This is a genomic window from Sphingomonas phyllosphaerae 5.2 (assembly GCF_000419605.1).
GTDB classification, from domain to species: domain Bacteria; phylum Pseudomonadota; class Alphaproteobacteria; order Sphingomonadales; family Sphingomonadaceae; genus Sphingomonas; species Sphingomonas phyllosphaerae_B.
In genome coordinates, this window is record NZ_ATTI01000001.1 from 13,980 (window position 1) to 35,654 (window position 21,675).

The following is a 21,675-nucleotide window of genomic DNA, read 5'->3' on the forward strand; positions in this document are numbered from 1 at the left end:
GTGCCCCGTCCGCGGCGCGTCGGGCGTGTAGCGAAGCCGTCGAGTGCCCGATCAGGAGGCTCTGGAGCGCTTCGCTACGCTTGCAATGACGACGTTTCTCCGGGCGCGCGCTACGCCTTCTTCGTTGCGATATACGCGTCGACCTGCTCCTCGAGCACATCGAGCGGCAGCGCGCCCTGCCCCAGCACCACCTCATGGAAGTCGCGCAGATCGAACTTCGGGCCAAGCGCACGTTCGGCCTTGCCGCGCAATTCGGCGATCTTCAGCTGCCCGACCATGTAGCTGGTCGCCTGCCCCGGCCAATTGAAGTATCGATCCACTTCGCGCGCGATGTCGGTGTCGCTTACCGAGCTATTCGCACGGAAATATGCCACTGCCTGCTCGCGCGTCCACTTCTTCGAATGGATGCCGGTGTCGAGCACCAGCCGGATCGCCCGCCATACCTGGTTCGATAGCATCCCGAACTCGGCATAGGGATCCTTGTACGCCCCCATCTCCTTGGCCAGCCGCTCCGAATACAGCCCCCAGCCTTCGACATAGGCGCCATAGCCACCGAACGCGCGGAATTTCGGCAGCCCCTCCAGCTCCATCGCACGGGCGATCTGGAAGTGGTGCCCCGGCGCCGCCTCGTGCGCGGCGATCGCGTCGAGCTGGATCTTCTGCGTCTGCCGCATATCGACCAGGTTGACGTAGAAGATGCCGGGCCGCGAGCCGTCAGGCGCGGGGCGGTTGTAGAAGGCGGTCGACGCCGTCGCCTCGCGCCACTTCTCGACCGCGCGCACCTCCAGCCTGGCCTTGGGCAACCGGACAAAGTAGCGCGGCGCGGCGGCCATCATCTGGGCGACGAAGCTGCGCGCATCGGTGAGATAGGCTTCGCGCCCCGCCTCGGTGTTGGGATATTTGAAGCGCGGATCGGTGCGCACCACCTCGAAGAACTGCTCCAGCGTGCCACCGAAGCCGACGCGCTGCTTGACCGCCTCCATCTCCTTGCGGATGGCCGACACCTGCCGCAGCCCCAGATCGTGGATCTGGTCGGCGGTGAGATCGGTCGTGGTCGAATCGCGCAGCCGCACCGCATAATAGGCCGCGCCCTCCGGCAGCTTCCACGCCCCGAAATTGCCGGTCGCCTGCGGCTCGATCGCGTCGAGCGTGGCGAACATCAACTGATATCCGCGCTGCATCGGCCCGGTCATCGCCGCCGCCCCGGCCGCGAGCAGCCGCTGCTTCTCCGCCGCCGGCGCCTTGAGCGCGGTCACCTTCTTGCGGAAGTCGGCCATCAGCGCCGAATCCACTCCGGTCGTGAACGGAGCGCCCGTCAACACCTTGCGTGCGTCGGCGCGCACCGGCGCGAAGACCATCTTCGGCGGCACGATCCCCATCTTCGCCTGTTCGCGCATCAACGCCGCGGTCTCCCGCATCACGCGTTCGGAATCGCGGATCCGTGCGACATAGGCGTCGGCATCCGTGACATCATCGATGCGATGCTCGTTGATGAGGAACACCGGCACGTCGCCCATCGGGCTGCCGTTGGTCGACACCGGATAGCGCCACTTGCGGAAGCGGAAGCCGTCGCGCGCCAACTCCACCTGCCGCTCGAACAGGCGATAGCTCAGCTTGCCGCTCGCCCCCAGCCGCGCCGGCGAGAACCCGGCACGCATCTCACGCAATTGCCGCTCCGACAGGTCGCGTTCACGGATCGCGCCGGCGTCCGTATTATCGTCGAGCCGGTCGTAATTGGTCTTGAGCCCGAGGCTGGTCTGCGCCTCCGGGCTGAGCGCGACGCGTGCATCGAACGCGCGGTCGAGGAAGGCGGTCAGCCGCGCATCCTCCACCGCGGTCGATGCCGCGGCCGTCGTAGCGGGCGACGTTGCGGGCGACGTTGCGGGCGACGTTGCGGGCGGCTGGGCCGCGATCGCGGCCGGAGCGGCGAGCGCCAGGAACAGCAGGCGCATCAGTTCGGCCCCTGCCCGGCGGGAGTCGCCGCCGCCGTCGAGGGCGGCACGGGCGGCGCATCCGATCGCGCCACCGCCAGCGCACGATCGTACCATGCCGACAGGTCACGCTTCATCGCGACCAGCGCTTCGGGATTAAGATAGGTCATGTGCCCCGCCGGATAATAAGTGAATGACAGGTTTCGCTGCTGCGCCGGCTCCAGCATCATGTGGCCGAGGTCATTCTCGGTTCCGAAGAACGGCGTCGCCATGTCGTACCAGCCGTTCATCGACAGCACCTGCAGATACGGGTTGCCGCGCATCGCCGCCGCCAGGTCGACCGCGGTGTTGGGGTTGTTCTGCTGCCCGCCGCCACGCAGCGGCGAATCGTGCTTCCAGTTCCAGGTCCAGCCCTTCGCATCGCGCGCCGACAGGCGGTACGGCATGTCGGTCTTGTAGCCGAGCGTATGGGTCGCATAATCGTTGAACGTGGCGATGAACGCCCCGGAGATCGCATCCGACGACACGTCGCTCTCCGGCCGCTCGCCCGCCGCATCGCTATCGACGCCGACATAGCGCGAATCGAACCGCCCGACCGTCTGCCGCGTGCCGCGCAGCAGCTCTTTCTGGAACCGCGCGAGGTCGACCCGCAGATTGCTGCGGATCAGGAAGTCGGGGGAAAGCCCGGTCAACTCGCCCATCCGCCGCGCCACGGCGTCGCGCTCCTCGGGCGTGATATTCTGCCCCTTGGCCAACGCCGACATGTACGGCCCGACCGCGAAGTCGCGCGCCTGCTGCACCACCGTCGCCACGTCGGCCGGCCGGTTCGGCAGCCGATTGTGGTACCAGGCGGTCGCGGCATAGCTCGGCAGATAGTTGAGATAGACCTGGTCCAGCCCCGGCTGGCGATAGCCATAGTTCATGATCGAGCTGAGCAGCACCACGCCATTCAGCGCCATGCCGCGATCCTGCAATTGATAGGCCAGCGCGCCGGACCGCAGCGTGCCGTAGCTCTCACCGAAGATGAACTTCGGCGAATTCCACCGCCCGTATTTGGTGGCGTAGCGCAGGATCGCCTTGGCGAAGGCATCGGCATCCTCGTCGGTGCCGTAGAAGTCGGCCGGCTTCGCATCGCCGAGCGGCCGCGAATATCCCGCGCCGATCGCGTCGAGGAACACCATGTCGGTCTTGTCGAGCAACGTATAGGGGTTCGGCCCGAAGTCGTAAGGCGCGGGGCGGATGAACTCCGGGCTGCCGGTCTGCAACCGCACCGGCGCGAACGATCCCATGTGCAACCAGAAGGTCGGGCTGCCCGGCCCGCCGTTGTAGAAGAAGGTGATCGGGCGCTTCGTCCCCGGCTTCGTCCCGTCCAGCGTGTAGGCGGTGTAGAACATCGACGCGGTCGGCTTTCCCTCGAGGTCGCGCAGCGTCAGCGTCCCCGCGGTCGCGGTATAGCCGAGCCGCTTGCCCGCCACCGTCACCGCCCCTTTCGAGGTCTCCTCTCGCTCGGCGACTGGCGCGTTGGCATAGCCGGCTTCGACCTCTTCCTTCTGCATGTCGGCGTTGCTTCTCACGGGCCGCTTGTCCTTGTCCTGCGCCGACGCAGGCATCGTCGCGGCAGCGAGCAGTAGGGCGGCGTAACCGAAGCGCATCAGGCAATCCCCTTTGGTGTCAGTGGGATGGTGTAGTCGTCACGCGGGAAACGATGCAAGCGGAGGGACTATAATCCCGCTCGTGCTGAACAGGCATGGAGCGAAGTCGAGCAGCCGTCCCGAAGCACCTTGAGGCACCTGCCCTGCCGGGCGAGACTTCGACAGGTCCAGCCTCTCCGCCGGGCGAACGGCAGGCGGTTGCTCGTCCTCAATCGTCCTCGTCCTCGAACCCCACCAGCGCCAGCGCGCGCGCCTTGATCTGGCGCGTCATGCACCAATGCACCAGCGCCTCCTCGCGCCCGTGCGTCACCCACACTTCGCGCGGCGAAATCTCCGCCAGCGTCTGGGTCAACTCGTCCCAGTCGGCATGATCGGAGAGGATCAGCGGCAGCTCGACGTTCTTCTGCCGCGCGCGCTGCCGCACGCGCATCCACCCGCTCGCCATGGCGGTGATCGGATCGGGCAGCCGCCGCGACCAGCGGTCGTTAAGCGCGGAGGGCGGGCACATCACGACATGCCCGGCCATTTCCGCCTTCGCCACGCCCGTCGCCGGGCGCAGCTCGCCCAACCGCACGCCATGTTCGGCGTAGAGGTCGCACAACCGCTGCAAGGCGCCGTGGATGTAGATCGGCGCTTCGTGCCCGCGCTCGCGCAGTTCCGCAATCACGCGCTGTGCCTTGCCCAGCGCATAGGCCCCGACGACGATGCACCGGTCGGGGTTGGCGTGCAGTCGCGCGATCAGCTTGTCGATCTCGTCGCCCGTGTCCGGGTGACGGAACACCGGAAGCCCGAACGTCGCCTCGGTGACGAACACGTCGCACTTCACCGGCTCGAACGGCACGCAGGTCGGATCGGCGCGGCGCTTGTAGTCGCCCGACACGACCACCCGCTCGCCGCGGTAATCCAGCACGATCTGCGCCGATCCCAGCACATGCCCGGCCGGCACGAACCCGACCTCGACGTCGCCCAGCCTGACGCGGCCGCCGTATCCGACGGGGCGCGCTTCCTGTTCGCCATAGCGGGCGTCCATGATCGCGAGTGTTTCCGGGGTCGCCCATACCGCGCCATGTCCGCCGCGTGCGTGGTCGGCATGGCCATGCGTCACCAGCGCGCGCGCGGCGGGGATCGACGGATCGATCCACGCATCGGCAGGACGCACGTAGATGCCGTGCGGATGCGGTTCCAGCCAATCGCCCAACGTTGCCATACCGCAACAACCACGCGCGCGGATCGAAGTTCACGTGCCGCACGTTTATGTCGCTAACAGACGGAGAAGAAACGATGTTCGGTGATGGCCTGTGGAGCTTCGTGGTGATCGCCGGTCCGATCGTCCTTGTCGTCGCCTTGCTGTTCGCGATGCTGCGCAATCGCCGCACCCCGCGTCAGGAAGCGCAGACCGAACAGGCCACGCGTGAGCTGTACAAGCAGCAATCGGAAGACGACCGTCGCCGCACGCCCTGAGCGGCGCGACACTGTCCTGCGCGGCGGCAGATGGCGCGACGTGCCTGTCGGTAGCTTCGGGTCACTTCCTCTGCTCGCGCTGACGGGGAACGCCCGGCGAGGCTCGCGTGATGCCGGCGGGCAGTTGTAGCCGGCCCGCCCGACGCTACATCGTCACCATGCCCGTCCGGACTCCCGCTTGACCGCCCTGCCCGCCGTACTCACGACATGGTTCGCCAGCCGGGGCTGGCAACCGCGGCGGCACCAGCTGGCGATGCTGGAAGAGGCGCGCGCCGGCCATCATGCGCTGCTGATCGCCGCCACCGGCGCGGGCAAGACGCTGGCCGGTTTCCTCCCGACCCTCGCCGAGCTGATCGAGCATCCGACGGAAGGGCTGCACACCCTCTACATCTCGCCCCTGAAGGCGTTGGCGGTCGACATCCAGCGTAACCTGCTCGGTCCCGTTGCCGAGATGGGTGTCGACATTCGCGTCGAGACGCGCACCGGCGACACTCCTTCGGACCGCAAGGCACGTCAGCGAGTCAAGCCGCCGCAGATCCTGCTCACGACCCCCGAATCGCTGTCGTTGCTGCTCAGCTATCCCGACAGCTTCACGATGTTCGCGGGCCTGAAGACGATCGTCGTCGATGAGGTCCATGCCTTCGCCACCGGCAAGCGCGGCGACCTGCTCAACCTGTGCATGGCACGGCTCCAGCGCATTGCCCCGGGCAGCCGCCGCGTCGCACTGTCGGCCACCGTCGCCGACCCTGACGGTTATCGCGCCTGGCTGGCGCCCGACGGCGACATCGACCGGGTCGCGCTGGTCCACGGTGATCCCGGTGTCGATCCCGACATCGCGATCCTGCTCCCCGAAGGACGCGTCCCATGGGCGGGTCATTCCGGCCGCTACGCCGCCGAACAGGTGATGGCCGAGATCGAGACGCATCGCACTTCGATCGTGTTCTGCAACACGCGCAGTCTGGCCGAGCTGATCTTCCAGGACCTGTGGAAGGCCAATGCGATGCAGCTCCCGATCGGCATCCACCACGGCAGCCTCGAAAAGGAAGCGCGCCGCAAAGTGGAGGCCGCGATGGCGGATGGCCGGCTGCGCGCCCTGGTCGCGACCGCCAGTCTCGATCTCGGCGTCGACTGGGGCGACGTGGATTGCGTGATCCAGATGGGCGCGCCGAAGGGATCGTCGCGGCTGCTTCAGCGGATCGGTCGCTCCAACCACCGGCTGGATCAGGCAAGCGAAGCGATCGTCGTCCCCGGCAACCGTTTCGAATATCTCGAGGCGCGCGCAGCGCTCGATGCGGTCGAGGCCGGCGAGCTCGACGCCGACGTGTTCCGCATGGGCGCGCTCGACGTGCTCGCCCAGCATGTGATGGCATGCGCCTGCGCCGCGCCGTTCGAACAGGCGGCCATGCTCGACGAAATCCGCTCCTCGCTGCCTTATTCGGCACTGACCGACGAGTTGTTCGATCGCGTGCTCGGCTTCATTCGCGACGGCGGCTATTCGCTGCGCGCCTACGATCGCTTCAAGCGGCTGACGCAGGACGCGGATGGCCTGTGGCGCGTCAGCCACCCGCGCTTCGTTGCGCAGCATCGCCTGAACGCCGGGATCATCGTCGAGGCGACGATGCTCAAGGTCCGTTTCCGCAACGGCCGCGCGCTCGGAAAGGTCGAGGAAAGCTTCGCTGCGACGCTCTCCCACGGTGACACCTTCTTCTTCGCGGGATTGAGCCTGGAGGTCGAGAAGATCGACACCGAGGATCTGATCGTCCGCGCCACCAGCCGCCCGGCGCGCATCCCCACCTACGGGGGCAGCCGCATGCCGCTGTCGACCAATCTCGCCAACCGCGTCCGGCGCTTCCTCGACACGCCCGCCGAATGGCACCGCTTTCCCGACGACGTCCGCGAATGGCTGGAGATCCAGCAGCGCCGCTCGACGCTCCCGCACCCGGACCAGCTGCTGGTCGAGACCTTCCCGCGCGAGGGCCGGCATTACATGATCGCCTACAGCTTCGAGGGCTGGAACGCGCACCAGTCGCTCGGGATGCTGGTGACCAGGCGCATGGAGACGCTCGGCCTCAAGCCGCTCGGCTTCGTCGCCAACGATTATGCGATCGCCTGCTATGGGCTGGAAAAGGTCACCGACCCCGCCGCCTTGTTCAGCGCCGACATCCTCGAGCATGAATTCGTCGAGTGGGTCGAACGCTCACACCTGCTCAAGCGCGCTTTCCGCGAGGTGGCGGTGATCGGCGGGCTTGTGGAGCGGCAGCACCCCGGCAAGCGCAAGACCGGGCGGCAGGTCACCTTCTCCACCGACCTGATCTATGACGTGCTGCGCCAATACGAGCCGGGCCACGTTCTGCTGGAGGCCGCCTGGGCGGACGCCCGCGCGCGGATGACCGATGTCGGTCGCCTCGCCGACCTGCTCGATCGCGCAGCCGACACGATGATCCACGTCGATCTGCCGCGCGTCACCCCGCTCGCCGTCCCGGTGTTGACGCTGATCGGGCGCGAGAAGGTGGCCACCGGCAGTGCCGACGATGCGCTGCTGATCGAGGCCGAGGCACTGGCCGCGGAGGCGATGCGCGTCGATTGATCGCGCTGGCACCCTTTCCCTGCAAGGCGTAGCGTGCTGGCCATGGAGAAGGTGCTCGCGCTCATGCTGGCGTGCCTGTCGCTGCCCGCGGCGGCGCAACAGCTCGCGCCACCCGCCGCGCCCGTCGCCGATCCTGCGGCCGACGACCTCGCCTTTCTCGACCACGAGGATCGCATGACCGTGCCCGTGCAGATCGCCGGCGCCGGTCCGTTCGCCTTCATCATCGACACCGGTGCCCAGCGCAGCGTCATCTCGCGCCAGCTCGCCGCGCGGCTGGGCCTGCCGCCCGGCCCGCGCGTGCGGCTTACCGCGATCACGGGCACCAGCGCGGTCAACACTGTCGTCATCCCGTCGCTATCGGTCAGCACGCTGGGCGCGCGGCGGGTGGAGGCACCGTCGCTGGAGGCGCAGAACCTCGGGGCGCTCGGCATCCTCGGCATCGACACGTTGCAGGACCACGCGCTCACCATCGACTTCGACCGGCAACGGATGACCGTAACCCCGGCGGTGGGACACAAACCGCCACCGCGCGAGGCTGGCGAAATCGTGGTGCGCGCACGCAGCCTCTTCGGGCAGCTCGTCGTCACCGATGCGACGGTCGCGGGGCGGCGCGTGCGCGTCGTGCTCGATACCGGAACCAGCGTGACGATCGGAAACATGGCACTCCGCCGCTTGCTCAGCCGCCGCAAGGGAGGTGAACCCGCGATCTTCACCAGCGTGCTCGGCGACCAGATCGTCACTGAATACGCCGCCTTGCCGGTGATGACGCTCGGTCCGGCCACGATCCGCGCGCTTCCGGTCGCCTTCGCCGATGCGCCGCCGTTCACCGCCTTCGGGCTGGCGACGAAGCCGGCGCTGCTGCTCGGCATGGACGCGCTGCGCCTGTTCCGCCGCGTCCATATCGACTTCGCACGCCGCGAATTGCGGCTGCTCCTGCCGCGCGACCTGCGCCGCGCCGGTTAGCGTCGGGCCAGCTCGCACCACCCGCACCCGCATCCACGTCGCCGCAGCTTCGTGCGCGGCCATTGATCGCCGGGCGCGCTTCGGGCATGGCGGGCCATGGTTCCCGTTCCGTTCGCAGAACTTCGCTTCGCCGGACACTTCTGGCACGCCCTGCCGGAGGGGGCGTTGTTCTGGCCGGAGCGCGGCGCGTTGTTGGTCGCCGACCTGCACCTCGAAAAAGCAAGCTGGTACGCGCGCAGCGGACAGATGCTGCCCCCGTACGACTCGATCGCGACGTTGACCGCGCTCGACGCGCTGGTCACCGCGACCGGCGCGGCGGAGATCTGGTGCCTCGGCGATAGCTTCCACGATATTCACGGCTGCGACCGCCTGCCGGCGTCGGCGCGCGCGTTATTGACGGCCCTCACCGCCCGCACGCGCTGGACGTGGATCACCGGCAATCACGATCGCGCATATGTCGACCGCTGCGGCGGCGCGGTAACGGACGAGGCGGAGGTCGACGGCGTCGTGCTGCGCCACGAAGCCGATCCGGCCGAGCCACGCCCCGAACTGTCGGGCCATTTCCATCCCAAGCTGCGCGTCCGCGTCCGCGGCAAGCTCGTCGCGCGCCGCTGCTTCGTCGCCACCACGACCAAGCTGATCTTTCCTGCTTTCGGGGCGCTGACCGGCGGGCTCGACGTCACCCATCCCGAGATCACGCGCGCGGCCGGCGGCGGCGCCGAGGCACTGGTCGCGTTACCGGATCGCCTGCTCCGCTTCCCATTGGCGGCCTGAGCCGCTCGGCCAGGCGGAGTGCGGCGGACTATCCGACGATGAAGTCAACCGCCGCTGCCGCATGCAGCGTGGTCGTGTCGAACAACGGCACCGGTGAATCCCCTTCACCGACCAACAGCATGATCTCGGTACAACCCAGCACGATCGCCTCCGCCCCGCGCGCGACCAGCCCCGCGATCACCGCGCGATACGCGGCGCGTGATTCCTCACGGACGATCCCGCGCACAAGCTCGTCGTAGATGATGCGATGCACGTCGCGCCGCCCGGGATCGTCGGGCACCAATACCTCCAGCCCGAACCCCGCCGCGAGCCGCTCGCGGTAGAACGGCCCCTCCATCGTAAACGCCGTCCCCAGCAGACCGATGCGGCGATGGCCCGCCGCGGCGATCGCCGCCCCTGCGGCATCGGCGATATGAAGCAACGGCCGGGGTTGCGCCTGCTCGATTGCGGCAACCACCTTGTGCATCGTGTTGGTGCACAGCACGATCGCCTCGGCACCGCCATCGGCGAGCGTCTGCGCCGCCCGCGCCATTCGTGCCGCCAGCGCGGGCCAGTCGCCGTCATGCTGAAGCGCCGCATTCTCGGCGAAGTCGAGCGACACCATCAGCAGCGGCGCCGAATGCAACCCGCCGCGTCGCGCCTGCACGCCCTGGTTGATCAGTCGATAGTAATGCGCCGAACTTTCCCAGCTCATCCCGCCGATCAAGCCAAGCGTCCGCATCAGGCAAGCGTGCCCATCAACAATCGTGGCAGGTCGCCGCTCTCGCCGCGCGCCTCCGCCATGAAGCGGTCCTTGAGTGGCGGCAGCCGGTCGACCGCTGAGATCCCGAACCGCCGGATCGCGCTTGCCGCCTTGCCCGGTACGCCGAACAGCCGCGTCAGCGTGTCGGTGGCGGCGGCCACCATGAAGGTGTCGAGGCTGCGCCACGCCTCGTAGCGATTGAGCGACTGCGCATCGCCCGCCTCCAGCCCCAGCCGCCGTCCCTCGACCAGCACCTCCACCAACGCGGCGACATCGCGGTAGCCGAGGTTTACTCCCTGGCCGGCAATCGGGTGAATGCCGTGCGCGGCGTCGCCGACCAGCACCAGCCGGGTGTCGGTGATCCGCGCCGCATGATGGAAGCCGAGCGGGTAGCTGGCGCGCGGCGAGGCGTGTGACAATGTCCCGAGAAAACCGCCCATCCGCCGCTCCGCCTCGGCCAGGAACCCGCGGTCGCCCAGCTTCAGCATCCCCGCGGCATGCTCGCCGGCCACCGTCCACACGATCGCCGAGCGATGCCCGATCGCGTCGTCCGGCAACGGCAGCAGCGCGAACGGGCCGGCCGGATAGAAGATTTCGTACGCCACATTTTCGTGGCTGTGTTCGTGATGGAACGCGCCGATGATCGCAGCGTGATCGTATTGCCAGCGCGCGACATTGATCCCCGCCGTCTCGCGGGTCGGCGAGTTGCGCCCCTCCGCCGCGACCAGCAGGTCGGCCGTTACCGTCGCGCCCGATGATAGCGTCGCGCGCACCCCGCTTGCATCACGCTCGATCGTGGCCGCACGCGTCTGCATCCTGAGATCGACGCGCTCGGCCGCCACCGCGGCATCGTATAGCGCGCGTCGCAGCAGCCGGTTTTCATACATCGTCCCCAACGCCGCATCATCTGCGGCGGGGATGAAGTCCAGTTTACCCGGCGCCAGCCCGTCGCTGACGCGGATCTGCCGGATCTCGCAGCCCTTGCCGTGCAGGCTCTGCCCCACCCCGATCGCGTCGAGCATCTTGTGGCTGGCGCTCGCGACCGCCGAAGCGCGGCCGTCGAACCCCGCCGCCAGCATCACCGCGGGATCGGCCGGGTCGACGACGATCGCGGAAAGCCCGTGGCGGTCGAGCGCGACCGCAAGCGCGCTGCCGACCAGCCCGCCACCGAGGATGAGCACATCTGCATGGTCCATGTTCTTGCCCTATCCCCTGTGGCGCCCGATGCCAACGCCCGCCGCCATCTTGACGTTGCGCCCGCGCGGGCGGAGAATATGGCGGTATTTTCTGACATCGTTGGGGGTTGGTGATGGCGAGCCGGGCGGACGCGCCGCTGTGGCGCGAAACGGTCAAGGCGGGGGCGTTGCGCAGCGCGGCGTTGCTCGCTGCGACGGCGCTGTTCGTCGCGACGATCGCGATGGCGGTGGCACTGGCCACGTATCGGCCTGGCGATGCGGCGCTCAACACTGCTGCGGCGGGCGTCTCGGGTAATTTGCTCGGACCGCCCGGGGCGTGGTTCGCGGACCTCGCGCTGACGCTGTTCGGCCCGGCGGTCGCGCTGCTGCTGCCGGTCGCACCGATTGTCGGCCTGCGGCTGTGGCGATCGCAACCGGCCAGCGACGGCTGGCGGATGCTGCGCAATACCGCCGCAGGCGTGGCGCTGATGGCGGTCGCGCTGTCGTGCGTCGCGTCGGGCGCGGTGCCGGCGCTGCCGTTCGGCTGGGGCGGCGCGGTCGGTTCCGGCGTGGTCGGCGGGTTCCGCTCGCTCGTGGCACTGATCGGCGACGTGCAGGTGACGTGGTGGAGCGTCGTCGCGCTCGGGATCGTTACCGGCATCGCCGGGGCGATCGTCTGGGGCCGCAGCCTCGAAATCGACTTCGCGCGCTTCACGCCGTCGCCGCGGCTGCTGCGTCGCCCCCGGACGGACGATGCCGATGAGGCGTTCCAGGATGGTTTCGATGGCGAGGAGGAGGATGACACGCCCGCCACGCTTGCGCGTGCCCCCGTCCCGCGCGCGGTCGCGCAACCCGACAATCGCCCGGCGCCGGTCATCAGCGACCGCACGATCGCTCCGTCGCTCGCCGCTCCCAAGCCGCAACAGCGGCTCGACCTGCGCGACAGCTTCGTCCTTCCGGGCCTGGACCTGCTCACCCCCGCCCCGGCCAACCAGAGCGGGCCGATCGACAAGGCCGGACTGGAGCGCAATGCGCGCCTGCTCGAAACCGTCCTCGACGACTTCAAGGTGCAGGGCGCAATCACCGAGGTCCGTCCCGGCCCGGTCGTGACCATGTACGAGCTCGAGCCCGCCCCCGGAACGAAGGCGAATCGCGTCATCGCGCTGGCTGACGATATCGCGCGCAACATGTCGGCGATCTCGGCCCGCGTCGCGACGATTCCCGGCCGCTCGGTGATCGGCATCGAATTGCCCAACACGAAGCGCGAGACCGTTTCACTCCACGAACTCGTCGCCAGCCAGGCGTTCGAGGATCAGACCGCGCAGCTTCCCGTGATCCTCGGCAAGAACATCGCCGGCGATCCCGTGATCGCCGATCTCGCGCCGATGCCGCATCTGCTGGTCGCGGGTACCACCGGCTCGGGCAAGTCGGTCGGCCTCAACGGCATGATCCTGTCACTGCTTTACCGGCTGACTCCCGACCAGTGCCGGATGATCATGATCGACCCGAAGATGCTCGAACTCAGCATGTACGACGACATCCCGCATTTGCTCTCTCCGGTCGTCACCGATCCGTCCAAGGCGGTCCGCGCATTGAAATGGGCCGTTGAGACGATGGAGGATCGCTATCGGCAGATGTCGTCGGTCGGCGTGCGCAGCCTCGCAAGCTTCAACGACAAGGTGCGCGCCGCGCTTGCCAAGGGCACTCCGCTCGGCCGGCGCGTCCAGACCGGCTATGGCGAGAACGGCCAGCCGATCTACGAGGAAGAGCAGCTCAACTACGACGTGCTGCCGCAGATCGTCGTTATCGTCGACGAGCTTGCCGATCTGATGATGACGGCCGGCAAGGAGGTGGAATTCCTGATTCAGCGACTGGCGCAGAAAGCGCGCGCCGCCGGCATCCACCTCATCATGGCCACGCAGCGCCCATCCGTCGACGTCATCACCGGCGTCATCAAGGCCAATCTGCCGACCCGCATCAGCTTCCATGTCACCAGCAAGATCGACTCGCGCACCATCCTCGGCGAGCAGGGTGCCGAGCAGCTGCTGGGGCGCGGCGACATGCTGTACATGCCAGGCGGCAAGGGCATCGTCCGCGTCCACGGTCCCTTCGTCAGCGACGACGAGGTGCGCGCCGTCACCGATCACTGGCGCGCGCAGGGTCAGCCCGATTACATCGAGTCGGTCACCGAGGAGCCCGCCGAAAGCTTCGCTCTCGAAGGAGCACCGACCGGCGAGGATTCGGCCGAAGACCAGCAATATCGCGCCGCTGTCTCGATCGTCTGCGGCAGCCAGAAGGCGTCGACCTCCTGGCTCCAGCGCCAGTTGCGCATCGGCTACAATAGCGCCGCGCGGCTGATCGAACGCATGGAGAAGGAAGGCGTCGTCAGCCGGCCCGACCATGTCGGCCGCCGCGAGGTGCTCCGCGACACCGACGGCAACCCGGCCTGAACCGCACGAGCGCGCGCCGGCGGGGCGGCGCGCGCCCGCCCATCAGCCGAGATGCGCAGCGAAGAACGCGGCGGTGCGCTCGTCCGCCAGCGTCGCCGCGGCGTCAGATCGCCGCTTCCCGAACTCGGTGGCGAAGCCGTGGTCCTCCCCTGCATAGTCGTGCAGCGTCACCTTGAGTTGATCGTCGAGCCCCGCGTGCATTGCGGCCTGTGTGTCCTTGTCGACGAAACCGTCCTCGCCCGCGATGTGCAGCATCAGCGGCTTCGCGATCGCGTGCCTCTCACCGAGCAGGCCGTGGACACCGACCGCATAATAGCCGACGCTCGCATCCACGTCGGTCCGTGCCGCGGTCATGTACGCCAGCCGCCCGCCCAGGCAGTATCCGACCGCGCCAACCTTCGCCACGCCGTCCTGATCACGCGCAAACCGGATCGCCGCCTCGATATCGCGGATGCCCTCATTCTGATCGAAGTGGCCCATCAACTCCAGCGCCCGCTCCATCTCCGGCGCGATATCCGGATCGAGCTCGATGCCTGGCTCGATACGCCAGAACAGGTCCGGCGCAATCGCCAGGTATCCCGCCTCGGCCAGCGTGTCGCACTTGCGGCGGATGCCGGCGTTGACGCCGAATATCTCCTGGATCACCACGATCGCGGCGCGCGGCGTGTCGGCTGGCGTAGCGCGATAGGCCGGCATCATTGCGCCATCGAGCGTCGGGATCGAGATCATCGCGGTCATCTTGGTTTGTCTCCTGTGCGGCGTTGCCGGACACAGCGCACCAGTGCGGGCAAAGTGCCACGACCAGTGCCGTTGCAGGACCCCGTCGTTCTCGCGCATAGCGGAGGAAGGCGCACGCGGGTGCATCAGCAGAGGCTCACGTCATGAAGGTCACGATCGAAGTAGACTGCACGCCGGAAGAGGCGCGGCGCATGATGGGCCTGCCAGACCTCACCTCGCTGCACGACCATTTCCTGGCGCGGATGCGCGAGACGATCGACGGGCAAGGCCCCTCCCCGGAAATGGTTGCGGCGATGTTCCGCAGCTGGGCACCGGTGGGCGATGCCGGCATGGACTTCTGGCGACAGCTGTTCGTCCCCGGCGCGAAGTCGGGCGCCAAGCCGGGCGCATGACCCGCACGATCTACGCCCTGTCCAGCGGCCGGCCGCCCGCTGCGATCGCGGTCGTCCGCGTCAGCGGCCCGGCCGCCCGGAAAGCCGGCGTCGCTCTGGCCGGCAGCCTCCCACGTCCACGCTACGCCGCGCTACGACGGCTGCGCGATAGCGGCGGCGCGACACTCGACCAGGCGCTGGTCCTGTTCTTCCCCGGCCCGCACACCGCAACGGGTGAGGACCTTGTCGAATTCCATCTTCACGGCGGCCGCGCCGTGGTCGCCGCAGTCGAGCGCGCGCTCGCTGCGCAGCCCGGTTTGTCGCTGGCAGAGCCCGGCGAATTCACGCGCCAGTCGCTGATTAACGGCCGCGTCGATCTCGCACAAACCGAGGGACTGGCGGACCTGCTGGAGGCCGAGACGGAGATGCAGCGCCGCGCCGCGCTGACGATCGCAGACGGGGTCGTCAGCCGTCAGGTGGAGGGCTGGCTCGACCGGCTGAGCGGGATAGCCGCGCGTGTCGAGGCCGAGCTGGACTTCAGTGACGAAGGCGACGTCAGCGCGGCGACGGCCTTCGATCCCACATCAGCGCTCGTGCCATTGTTGGACGACATCGCTGCCTTGCTGGACCGACCGCCGGTGGAGCGACTTCGCGACGGGATTACCGTGGTGATCGCGGGGCCACGCAATGCCGGCAAGTCCTCCCTCTTCAACGCGCTGCTCGGACGAGACGCCGCGATCGTCACCGATATTGCGGGTACGACGCGAGACGTGTTGGAGGCTCAAGTGGTACGCGACGGCTTGCCGTTCCGTCTGATCGACACCGCCGGCCTGACCGATCGTACTTCCGATCCCATCGAAGCGATCGGCATCCTGAAAGCCAGAGATCTGCTCGAATTCGCAGACGTGCTTCTGTGGCTCGGAGGTCCGGATGAGGCTCCCGCGGGTGCTATCAGGATCGCCGCCCAGATCGACCGGCGGGCTGCCGCACCGCAAAACATCGATCTCAGCACATCGATTCACGACCCCAGTTCTATCGACGCCTTGTGGAATGTGCTTTCGGTCCGGGCACGTACGTCGCTGCTCACCAGTGACCTCCCGCTGCTACGGGAACACCAACGTGCCTTGGTAGATCGCGCCCTGGGAGAGTTACGCCAAATCGATGGCCAGGATCTCCTTATTGACGCCGAGCGCCTCCGGATTGCCAACGTGGCATTGGCCGGGATATTAGGCCGGGACGCAACGGAGGCGATGCTGGACGCGCTATTCGGACGCTTCTGCCTCGGGAAATGAGTGTTCCACGTGAAACAATATGATGTGTTGGTAGTCGGCGGAGGTCACGCCGGCACCGAAGCCGCCGCCGCGGCTGCTCGTCGCGGCGCCCGCGTGGCGCTCGTCACGCAGTCGCTTCAGCATGTCGGTGTCATGTCCTGCAACCCGTCGATCGGCGGACTCGGGAAAGGTCATCTCGTTCGAGAAGTGGATGCCCTTGATGGCCTGATAGCAAAGGCTGCCGATGCTTCCGCGATCCACTATCGAATGCTCAATCGCTCCAAGGGACTTGCAGTACAGGGACCACGCGTTCAGGCCGATCGTCGCCGCTACCACACGTCCATTCAGCGCCAGCTAAGGGCCTATCCCACTCTCGCTCTCATCGAGGGCGAAGTGGCCACACTCGAAACCGCCGGTGGCAGGATCTCGGCAGTTTCACTTGCGTCCGGTGAGCGCATCGAGACCGGGGCTGTCGTGCTCGCCACGGGCACCTTCCTCGGCGGCCGAATTTTTCGTGGTAATGATCGCGAGAGCGGCGGCCGCGTCGGTGAGCGCCCCGCAACACGGCTCGGTGAGCAGATGCGGGAACTTGCCTTGCCGATGGGGCGATTGAAAACCGGTACGCCGCCGCGTCTGGACGGACGTACAATCGACTGGGCGCGGCTTGCGCCGCAGCCATCCGACGAGGACGAGTGGCGCATGTCGCCGATAACGTCTACACCCCGCCTGCCACAACTCGCCTGTGCCATCACCCGAACCAATGACCGCACGCATGACATCGTCCGCGGCGGCCTGATCGACGCTCCAATGTTCTCCGGCGCGATCGCCGGCAGCGGTCCTCGTTACTGCCCGTCGATCGAGGATAAGGTGCACCGCTTCGGCGATCGGGATGGCCATCAGATCTTCCTCGAGCCCGAAGGTCTGGAGGATGCCACCGTTTACCCGAACGGGATCTCGACGTCGCTCTCCGCGGACGTTCAACGCGAGATGATCCGATCCATCGCCGGCCTGGAAGAAGCCCGGATCACCCAGCCCGGTTACGCCGTGGAGTATGACTACATCGACCCCCGCGCATTGGATCACCGCCTCGCCCTTGCGGAAGTTCCGGGCGTGTTCTGCGCCGGCCAGCTCAACGGTACGACGGGCTACGAAGAGGCTGCTGCGCAAGGCGTGATTTCCGGTCTGAACGCGGCCGCTTTCGCTCATGGCTTAGCGCCAGCGATCATCGATCGTGCACAGGGCTATATCGGTGTGATGATCGATGATCTGGTGCTGCAAGGTATAAGCGAGCCATATCGGATGCTGACCGCACGGGCCGAGTATCGTCTCGCACTGCGGGCAGACAATGCCGAACCCAGATTGTCGCCGTGGGCAGATGCGCTGGGTTGTATCACCGATGAACGACGGCGCCATCTCGCTTCGCGACAGGTGATGCGGGATCAGGTTCGAGCTGGAAACCTGGCTGGTGCCGATCCCGACATCATCCGCGAAATCGAGGAAGACAAGCGTTACGCTCCTTACCTTACCCGGCAGGCTGAGGAGATCGGCCGCATGCGTCGCGATGGAGCGATCCCTATAACAACGGACAGTCCTACCCTTCAGGAGATCCCCGGATTATCAAACGAGATGATCGAACGTCTAAGTTCCGCTCGACCAAGCACCCTGGACGAAGCATCACGTGTCAGGGGTGTCACGCCCGCCGCGCTTGCGGCTCTCTGGCTTCACGCGAGGCGCAAGGCATGAATGAGGATGATGCCCGTACGTGGTGCGAAGAGCGTTTCTCACCCCGTGCATTCGATCGGCTGGTCCGTTTCGCCGAGATGGTGATCGACGAGAACGAACGTCAAAATCTCATCTCCCCTGCGACCTGCTCGACGATTTGGTCGCGACATATCACCGACTCCGCCCAATTGATCCTCCTCGCAGGGTCCAAAGCTTGCACCTGGATCGACATCGGTTCGGGCGCAGGTTTCCCAGGCGTGGTGGTCGGCGCTGCAACCGATCTGCATGTGGCGCTTGTTGAGCCCAGGGCGCGACGTGCCGAATTTCTCCGCGGCATCTCCCAAGCGCTCGGCTTGACCAACATCACGGTCCATCAGGCACGCGCCGAGGCTCTCACGATGCAAGCCGACGTTATAAGCGCTCGTGCAGTCGCCGGCATCAGCGATCTGCTCGCCATGTCGGGCCACATGCGCCATTCGCGAACGCGATTGATCCTTCCGCGCGGGCGTAATGGTGCTAGTGAGGTGGCCGAGCTACCCGCGAATGTCCGAACGATGTTCCACGTGGAACAAAGCGTCACAAGCAGCGAGTCAGTGATTGTCGTAGGCCAGGGAGTGAACGGCTGATGTTCTGCATCGCAGTAGCCAATCAAAAAGGCGGCGTCGGCAAGACCACCAGCGCGATCAATCTCGCCACCGCCCTTGCCGCATCCGGCCACCGGGTTCTTCTGGTCGATCTCGACCCGCAGGGCAATGCGTCGACCGGTCTCGGCATCAAGCAGGCACAGCGTCAGCGATCGAGCTATGACGTTCTGATCGACCGGGATGGTGTCGCGGAAGCGGCGGTCGCGACCGAAATTCCGTTGCTCGATGTTCTTCCGGCGACCGTCGATCTCTCCGGGGCCGAGATCGAGCTCGTCGAACTCGAAGAACGTACGCATCGACTTCGTCACGCATTCCAGCGTGCGACAAGGTCGTGGGATATCGTCCTGATCGACTGTCCCCCGTCCCTGGGGCTATTGACGATCAACGCGATGGTTGCCGCAGACGCGTTGCTGGTGCCGTTGCAATGTGAGTTCTTCGCGCTGGAAGGGCTCAGTCAGCTGCTAAACACGGTTGAGAGAATACGATCGCGTTTCAATCCTTCGCTCTCGATTCTCGGGGTGGCGCTAACGATGTATGATCGCCGCAATCGGCTGACCGAGCAAGTCGCGAACGACGTCCGTGCCGTGCTCGGCCAAGTCGTCTTCGATACCGTGATCCCGCGCAACGTTCGCCTGTCGGAAGCGCCGAGCCACGGTCTGCCCGCCCTGATCTACGATCACAAATGCAGCGGATCGGAGGCTTACATGGCACTGGCCCGCGAACTGATCCGGCGCTTGCCGAAAATGGAGAATGAAGCAGCGTGAGTGATTTCGCGTCCCGTCGTGCCAAGGGCGGCCTTGGCCGTGGCTTGAATGCCTTGCTTGGCGATGTCGCCAAGGATGAGCGTGAAACCGGTGAAGCCGGCCCGGCGCGCGGCGGGGTCCGCCTGATCCCGGTCTCGTCGATCGCCCCTCACCCCGACCAGCCACGACGCCACTTCGATGAAGCGGCGCTCGATGAACTCGCCGCATCGATCGCTCAGCGCGGGGTCATCCAGCCGATCATCGTTCGCCCGCACGGTCAGGACTTCCAGATCGTCGCCGGCGAGCGCCGCTGGCGAGCGGCGCAGCGCGCCCGTCTCCACGAAGTACCGGTCGTCGTTCGCGATTATTCGGACAGCGAGACGCTGCAGATTGCGCTGCTCGAAAATATCCAGCGCCAGGATCTCAACGCAATCGAGGAAGCGCGCGCCTATCAGCGGCTTCTCGACGAGTTCGGCCACACGCAGGAGGAACTGGCCCGCGCGGTTCACAAGTCGCGCAGCCACGTCGCGAACCTGCTGCGGCTGCTCGATCTCCCTACCGAGGTGCAGGCGCAGGTCGTCGAAGGCCGGCTGGCGATGGGCCATGCGCGCGCGCTGGTCGGTGCCGCCGATCCGATCGCGCTCGCCGAGCAGGTCCTGACGCAAGGGCTTTCAGTCCGTCAAACCGAGAAGCTGGCCAGCCAAGACAAGCATGGCTCCAGTGCCGCTCGCGCGCCCTCGCCGTCGCGCCCCGCATCCGTCGCGTCGGCGGGTGGCGGCAGCGCCGATATCGAGGCGCTCGAGCGGCAACTTGCCGACCTGCTCGGTCTTCGCGTCCACATCACCTTCAATGACGACGGCCGCGGCGCGATCACGCTGGATTACAGCTCCCTCGAACAGCTCGACATGGTGTGCCAGCGGCTCAGCGGCGAACGGATCTAGCGCAGCGAGCGCGCCAGCCGCAGCAGGAAGGTATCCGCGACCACGCGCCCCGCCGGGCCGGCCGCAATCACCTCGCGCTCGGTTCGTCGTGCCGCACGCTGCGCCGCCACCAGCGCCGGCAGCGACCAACGCCGCATTGCCGCTGCGGTCGCCGCTTCTTCGCGCCAGAACACGCGGTGACGCTTCATCACCTGCTCCACGCCCTCCCCGGCGTCCACCGCACCGCGCATCTCCGCCAGCGTCACCATTCGACGTCCCAGCGCTCGCAGGATCGGGATCGGCGAACTGTCCGGGCCCTGCATACGCCGCAGGCCATCCACCAACCCAGTGACATCGCCGGCGGTCGCCGCCAGCACGATCTCGCCGATCTCGCCCTCTGCGATCTCGGCACCGATCGCTTCCAAGGCCGCTTCGTCGGCATCGACCGGCCGCTCCGGCGCCGCGTCGAGGTACAGCGCCAGCTTCTCGACTTCGCGCATCATCACGGCGCGATCGCCGTCGCTGCCGCGGATGATGCGTTGCACCGCGGCCGCGCTCATTCGTAGGCCCGTGTTGCGCGCCAGCTCCGCGACGATCGCGGCGGCATCGCGCGCGTTGGGCGGATAGCACGCGAACGCCAACGCCCGATCGGAGTCGAGCGCCGTCTTCACCAATTTGCCGGTAGCCTTCACGGCCGGCGCCAACATCACGACCGGATTCCCCGCACGCTCCGCCGTCAGCAGCGCGGCCATCGCGTCGAGCGACTCCTCGCCTACGCCCGTTACCCGGACGAAGCGAGTCGCGCCGAACAGCGACAGCGCCGCTGCTTCGTCCGCCAGTCGCGCCGCGTCGTTGCGCAGCGTCGCACCGTCCAGATCGACGCGCTCCGCCTCGACGCCCATGCCCTTGGCCAAGCGGGCCACGAACGCCTGCGCTACAGCTTCGTCCGGGCCGTACAGAAGGAACAGCCGGATGTCCGCCGGCGGACGGTCCAGCGCCGCGTTAAGCCGCGCCTCGGTCGCCTTCACGGCCGAGCCGGCTGCGTCCGCCGAGCATAAAGCGCCAGCCGGGCGACGATCTGGTCAGCGATTGTCTCGGAAAGTCGCTCCAGCGCGGTGCTTTCCGCCGCGATCGTCGCATATTCGGAGCCGACCACGTCGATCCCCGCGTCCGACGCCGCCGTCGCATCCAGCACGACCGTACCGCTGACGCCATCGATCAACTGATAGCGCGCGCGCAGCGTCCGTCGTTCGCGCGCCACGGAATCGTCGCTGCGCGCGCCCAGCCCGACGATCTTGTCGTCAAGCCGCACGTTGAGACGATAGCGCGCAGCACCGCCCCCGATCGCCGCCAGGCGTTCCCGCAGCGCGCCACTGACCAGCCAACCGGCCTTGCCCTCGATCGGCCCGACGTCGACCGCGCCCAGCGTCGCACCGACGGCGCCGTGCCCGCCGCCGCTGTACAACGGGGTCAGCCCACAACCCGCCAGCGGCGCCGCCGCCAGCAGCAGAACGATCGCGGGCGTCCGCAT

Annotated in this window: 19 protein-coding genes; 11 read left to right on the forward strand and 8 right to left on the reverse strand. The window is 67.2% G+C overall.

What is annotated here, in order from left to right:
- Positions 1-110: 110 nt before the first annotated feature.
- From SPHPHY_RS0100085 to SPHPHY_RS0100095, 3 genes are all read right to left on the reverse strand, one after another.
- On the reverse strand, positions 111-1,952 hold the full coding sequence (locus tag SPHPHY_RS0100085; protein WP_043130140.1) for a DUF885 domain-containing protein: 1,842 nt from the start codon (positions 1,950-1,952) through the stop codon (positions 111-113).
- Positions 1,952-3,583 carry a S10 family peptidase gene (locus tag SPHPHY_RS0100090; RefSeq protein ID WP_022684677.1) on the reverse strand — a complete coding sequence of 544 codons (1,632 nt, stop codon included), beginning with the start codon at positions 3,581-3,583 and terminating at the stop codon, positions 1,952-1,954. Before SPHPHY_RS0100090 ends, SPHPHY_RS0100085 begins: the two co-directional genes overlap by 1 nt.
- 208 nt (positions 3,584-3,791) lie before the next feature.
- Positions 3,792-4,790 carry a ligase-associated DNA damage response exonuclease gene (locus SPHPHY_RS0100095; protein WP_022684678.1) on the reverse strand — a complete coding sequence of 333 codons (999 nt, stop codon included), beginning with the start codon at positions 4,788-4,790 and terminating at the stop codon, positions 3,792-3,794.
- 74 nt (positions 4,791-4,864) lie between these two features.
- Here SPHPHY_RS0100095 and SPHPHY_RS0100100 point away from each other — a divergent pair, with 74 nt between their 5' ends.
- The 4 genes from SPHPHY_RS0100100 (at position 4,865) to pdeM (ending at position 9,368) form a co-directional block, all read left to right on the forward strand.
- Complete coding sequence (locus tag SPHPHY_RS0100100; protein ID WP_022684679.1) at positions 4,865-5,044, forward strand: hypothetical protein; 180 nt, start codon at positions 4,865-4,867, stop codon at positions 5,042-5,044.
- Between the two features lie 178 nt (positions 5,045-5,222).
- Complete coding sequence (locus SPHPHY_RS0100105; RefSeq protein WP_022684680.1) at positions 5,223-7,631, forward strand: ligase-associated DNA damage response DEXH box helicase; 2,409 nt, start codon at positions 5,223-5,225, stop codon at positions 7,629-7,631.
- A gap of 42 nt (positions 7,632-7,673) precedes the next feature.
- On the forward strand, positions 7,674-8,594 hold the full coding sequence (locus tag SPHPHY_RS0100110; protein ID WP_028056306.1) for an aspartyl protease family protein: 921 nt from the start codon (positions 7,674-7,676) through the stop codon (positions 8,592-8,594).
- 96 nt (positions 8,595-8,690) lie between these two features.
- The gene (gene pdeM, locus SPHPHY_RS0100115; protein WP_022684682.1) at positions 8,691-9,368 is read left to right on the forward strand and encodes a ligase-associated DNA damage response endonuclease PdeM; all 678 of its coding nucleotides are present in this window, start codon (positions 8,691-8,693) and stop codon (positions 9,366-9,368) included.
- A gap of 28 nt (positions 9,369-9,396) precedes the next feature.
- On the opposite strand, the gene SPHPHY_RS0100120 is transcribed toward pdeM, so the two are convergent.
- Both SPHPHY_RS0100120 and SPHPHY_RS0100125 read right to left on the reverse strand, forming a co-directional pair.
- Positions 9,397-10,089, reverse strand: coding sequence for an aspartate/glutamate racemase family protein (locus SPHPHY_RS0100120; protein ID WP_022684683.1), 693 nt, complete (start codon positions 10,087-10,089; stop codon positions 9,397-9,399).
- Positions 10,089-11,306 carry a UbiH/UbiF/VisC/COQ6 family ubiquinone biosynthesis hydroxylase gene (locus SPHPHY_RS0100125; RefSeq protein WP_022684684.1) on the reverse strand — a complete coding sequence of 406 codons (1,218 nt, stop codon included), beginning with the start codon at positions 11,304-11,306 and terminating at the stop codon, positions 10,089-10,091. Before SPHPHY_RS0100125 ends, SPHPHY_RS0100120 begins: the two co-directional genes overlap by 1 nt.
- A gap of 113 nt (positions 11,307-11,419) precedes the next feature.
- On the opposite strand from SPHPHY_RS0100125, the gene SPHPHY_RS0100130 reads away from it, so the two are divergent.
- A complete protein-coding gene (locus SPHPHY_RS0100130) occupies positions 11,420-13,735 on the forward strand; it encodes an FtsK/SpoIIIE family DNA translocase (RefSeq protein WP_022684685.1) in 2,316 nt (771 codons plus the stop codon).
- Between the two features lie 42 nt (positions 13,736-13,777).
- On the opposite strand, the gene SPHPHY_RS0100135 is transcribed toward SPHPHY_RS0100130, so the two are convergent.
- Positions 13,778-14,473 carry a dienelactone hydrolase family protein gene (locus tag SPHPHY_RS0100135; RefSeq protein ID WP_022684686.1) on the reverse strand — a complete coding sequence of 232 codons (696 nt, stop codon included), beginning with the start codon at positions 14,471-14,473 and terminating at the stop codon, positions 13,778-13,780.
- Positions 14,474-14,616: 143 nt separating this feature from the next.
- On the opposite strand from SPHPHY_RS0100135, the gene SPHPHY_RS0100140 reads away from it, so the two are divergent.
- Genes SPHPHY_RS0100140 through SPHPHY_RS0100165 form a run of 6 tightly spaced genes read left to right on the forward strand, consistent with a single transcriptional unit; the run spans position 14,617 to position 20,165 of the window.
- Positions 14,617-14,865, forward strand: a complete 249-nt coding sequence (locus SPHPHY_RS0100140) for a DUF6489 family protein (protein WP_022684687.1) — start codon at positions 14,617-14,619, stop codon at positions 14,863-14,865.
- A complete protein-coding gene (gene mnmE, locus SPHPHY_RS0100145; RefSeq protein WP_022684688.1) occupies positions 14,862-16,136 on the forward strand; it encodes a tRNA uridine-5-carboxymethylaminomethyl(34) synthesis GTPase MnmE in 1,275 nt (424 codons plus the stop codon). Before SPHPHY_RS0100140 ends, mnmE begins: the two co-directional genes overlap by 4 nt.
- A 9-nt stretch (positions 16,137-16,145) precedes the next feature.
- The gene (gene mnmG, locus SPHPHY_RS0100150) at positions 16,146-17,858 is read left to right on the forward strand and encodes a tRNA uridine-5-carboxymethylaminomethyl(34) synthesis enzyme MnmG (RefSeq protein WP_028056307.1); all 1,713 of its coding nucleotides are present in this window, start codon (positions 16,146-16,148) and stop codon (positions 17,856-17,858) included.
- A complete protein-coding gene (gene rsmG / locus SPHPHY_RS0100155; protein WP_022684690.1) occupies positions 17,855-18,463 on the forward strand; it encodes a 16S rRNA (guanine(527)-N(7))-methyltransferase RsmG in 609 nt (202 codons plus the stop codon). Before mnmG ends, rsmG begins: the two co-directional genes overlap by 4 nt.
- On the forward strand, positions 18,463-19,245 hold the full coding sequence (locus tag SPHPHY_RS0100160; RefSeq protein ID WP_022684691.1) for a ParA family protein: 783 nt from the start codon (positions 18,463-18,465) through the stop codon (positions 19,243-19,245). The genes rsmG and SPHPHY_RS0100160 overlap by 1 nt, the downstream gene beginning before the upstream one ends.
- Positions 19,242-20,165 carry a ParB/RepB/Spo0J family partition protein gene (locus SPHPHY_RS0100165; protein ID WP_028056308.1) on the forward strand — a complete coding sequence of 308 codons (924 nt, stop codon included), beginning with the start codon at positions 19,242-19,244 and terminating at the stop codon, positions 20,163-20,165. Before SPHPHY_RS0100160 ends, SPHPHY_RS0100165 begins: the two co-directional genes overlap by 4 nt.
- Here the strand turns inward: SPHPHY_RS0100165 and holA are convergent.
- Both holA and lptE read right to left on the reverse strand, forming a co-directional pair.
- The gene (holA, locus tag SPHPHY_RS0100170) at positions 20,162-21,172 is read right to left on the reverse strand and encodes a DNA polymerase III subunit delta (RefSeq protein WP_022684693.1); all 1,011 of its coding nucleotides are present in this window, start codon (positions 21,170-21,172) and stop codon (positions 20,162-20,164) included. The two genes, SPHPHY_RS0100165 and holA, sit on opposite strands and share 4 nt — an antisense overlap.
- Positions 21,169-21,675 (reverse strand): LPS assembly lipoprotein LptE, encoded by a 507-nt coding sequence (gene lptE / locus SPHPHY_RS0100175; RefSeq protein ID WP_028056309.1) that lies wholly within the window; start codon positions 21,673-21,675, stop codon positions 21,169-21,171. The genes holA and lptE overlap by 4 nt, the downstream gene beginning before the upstream one ends.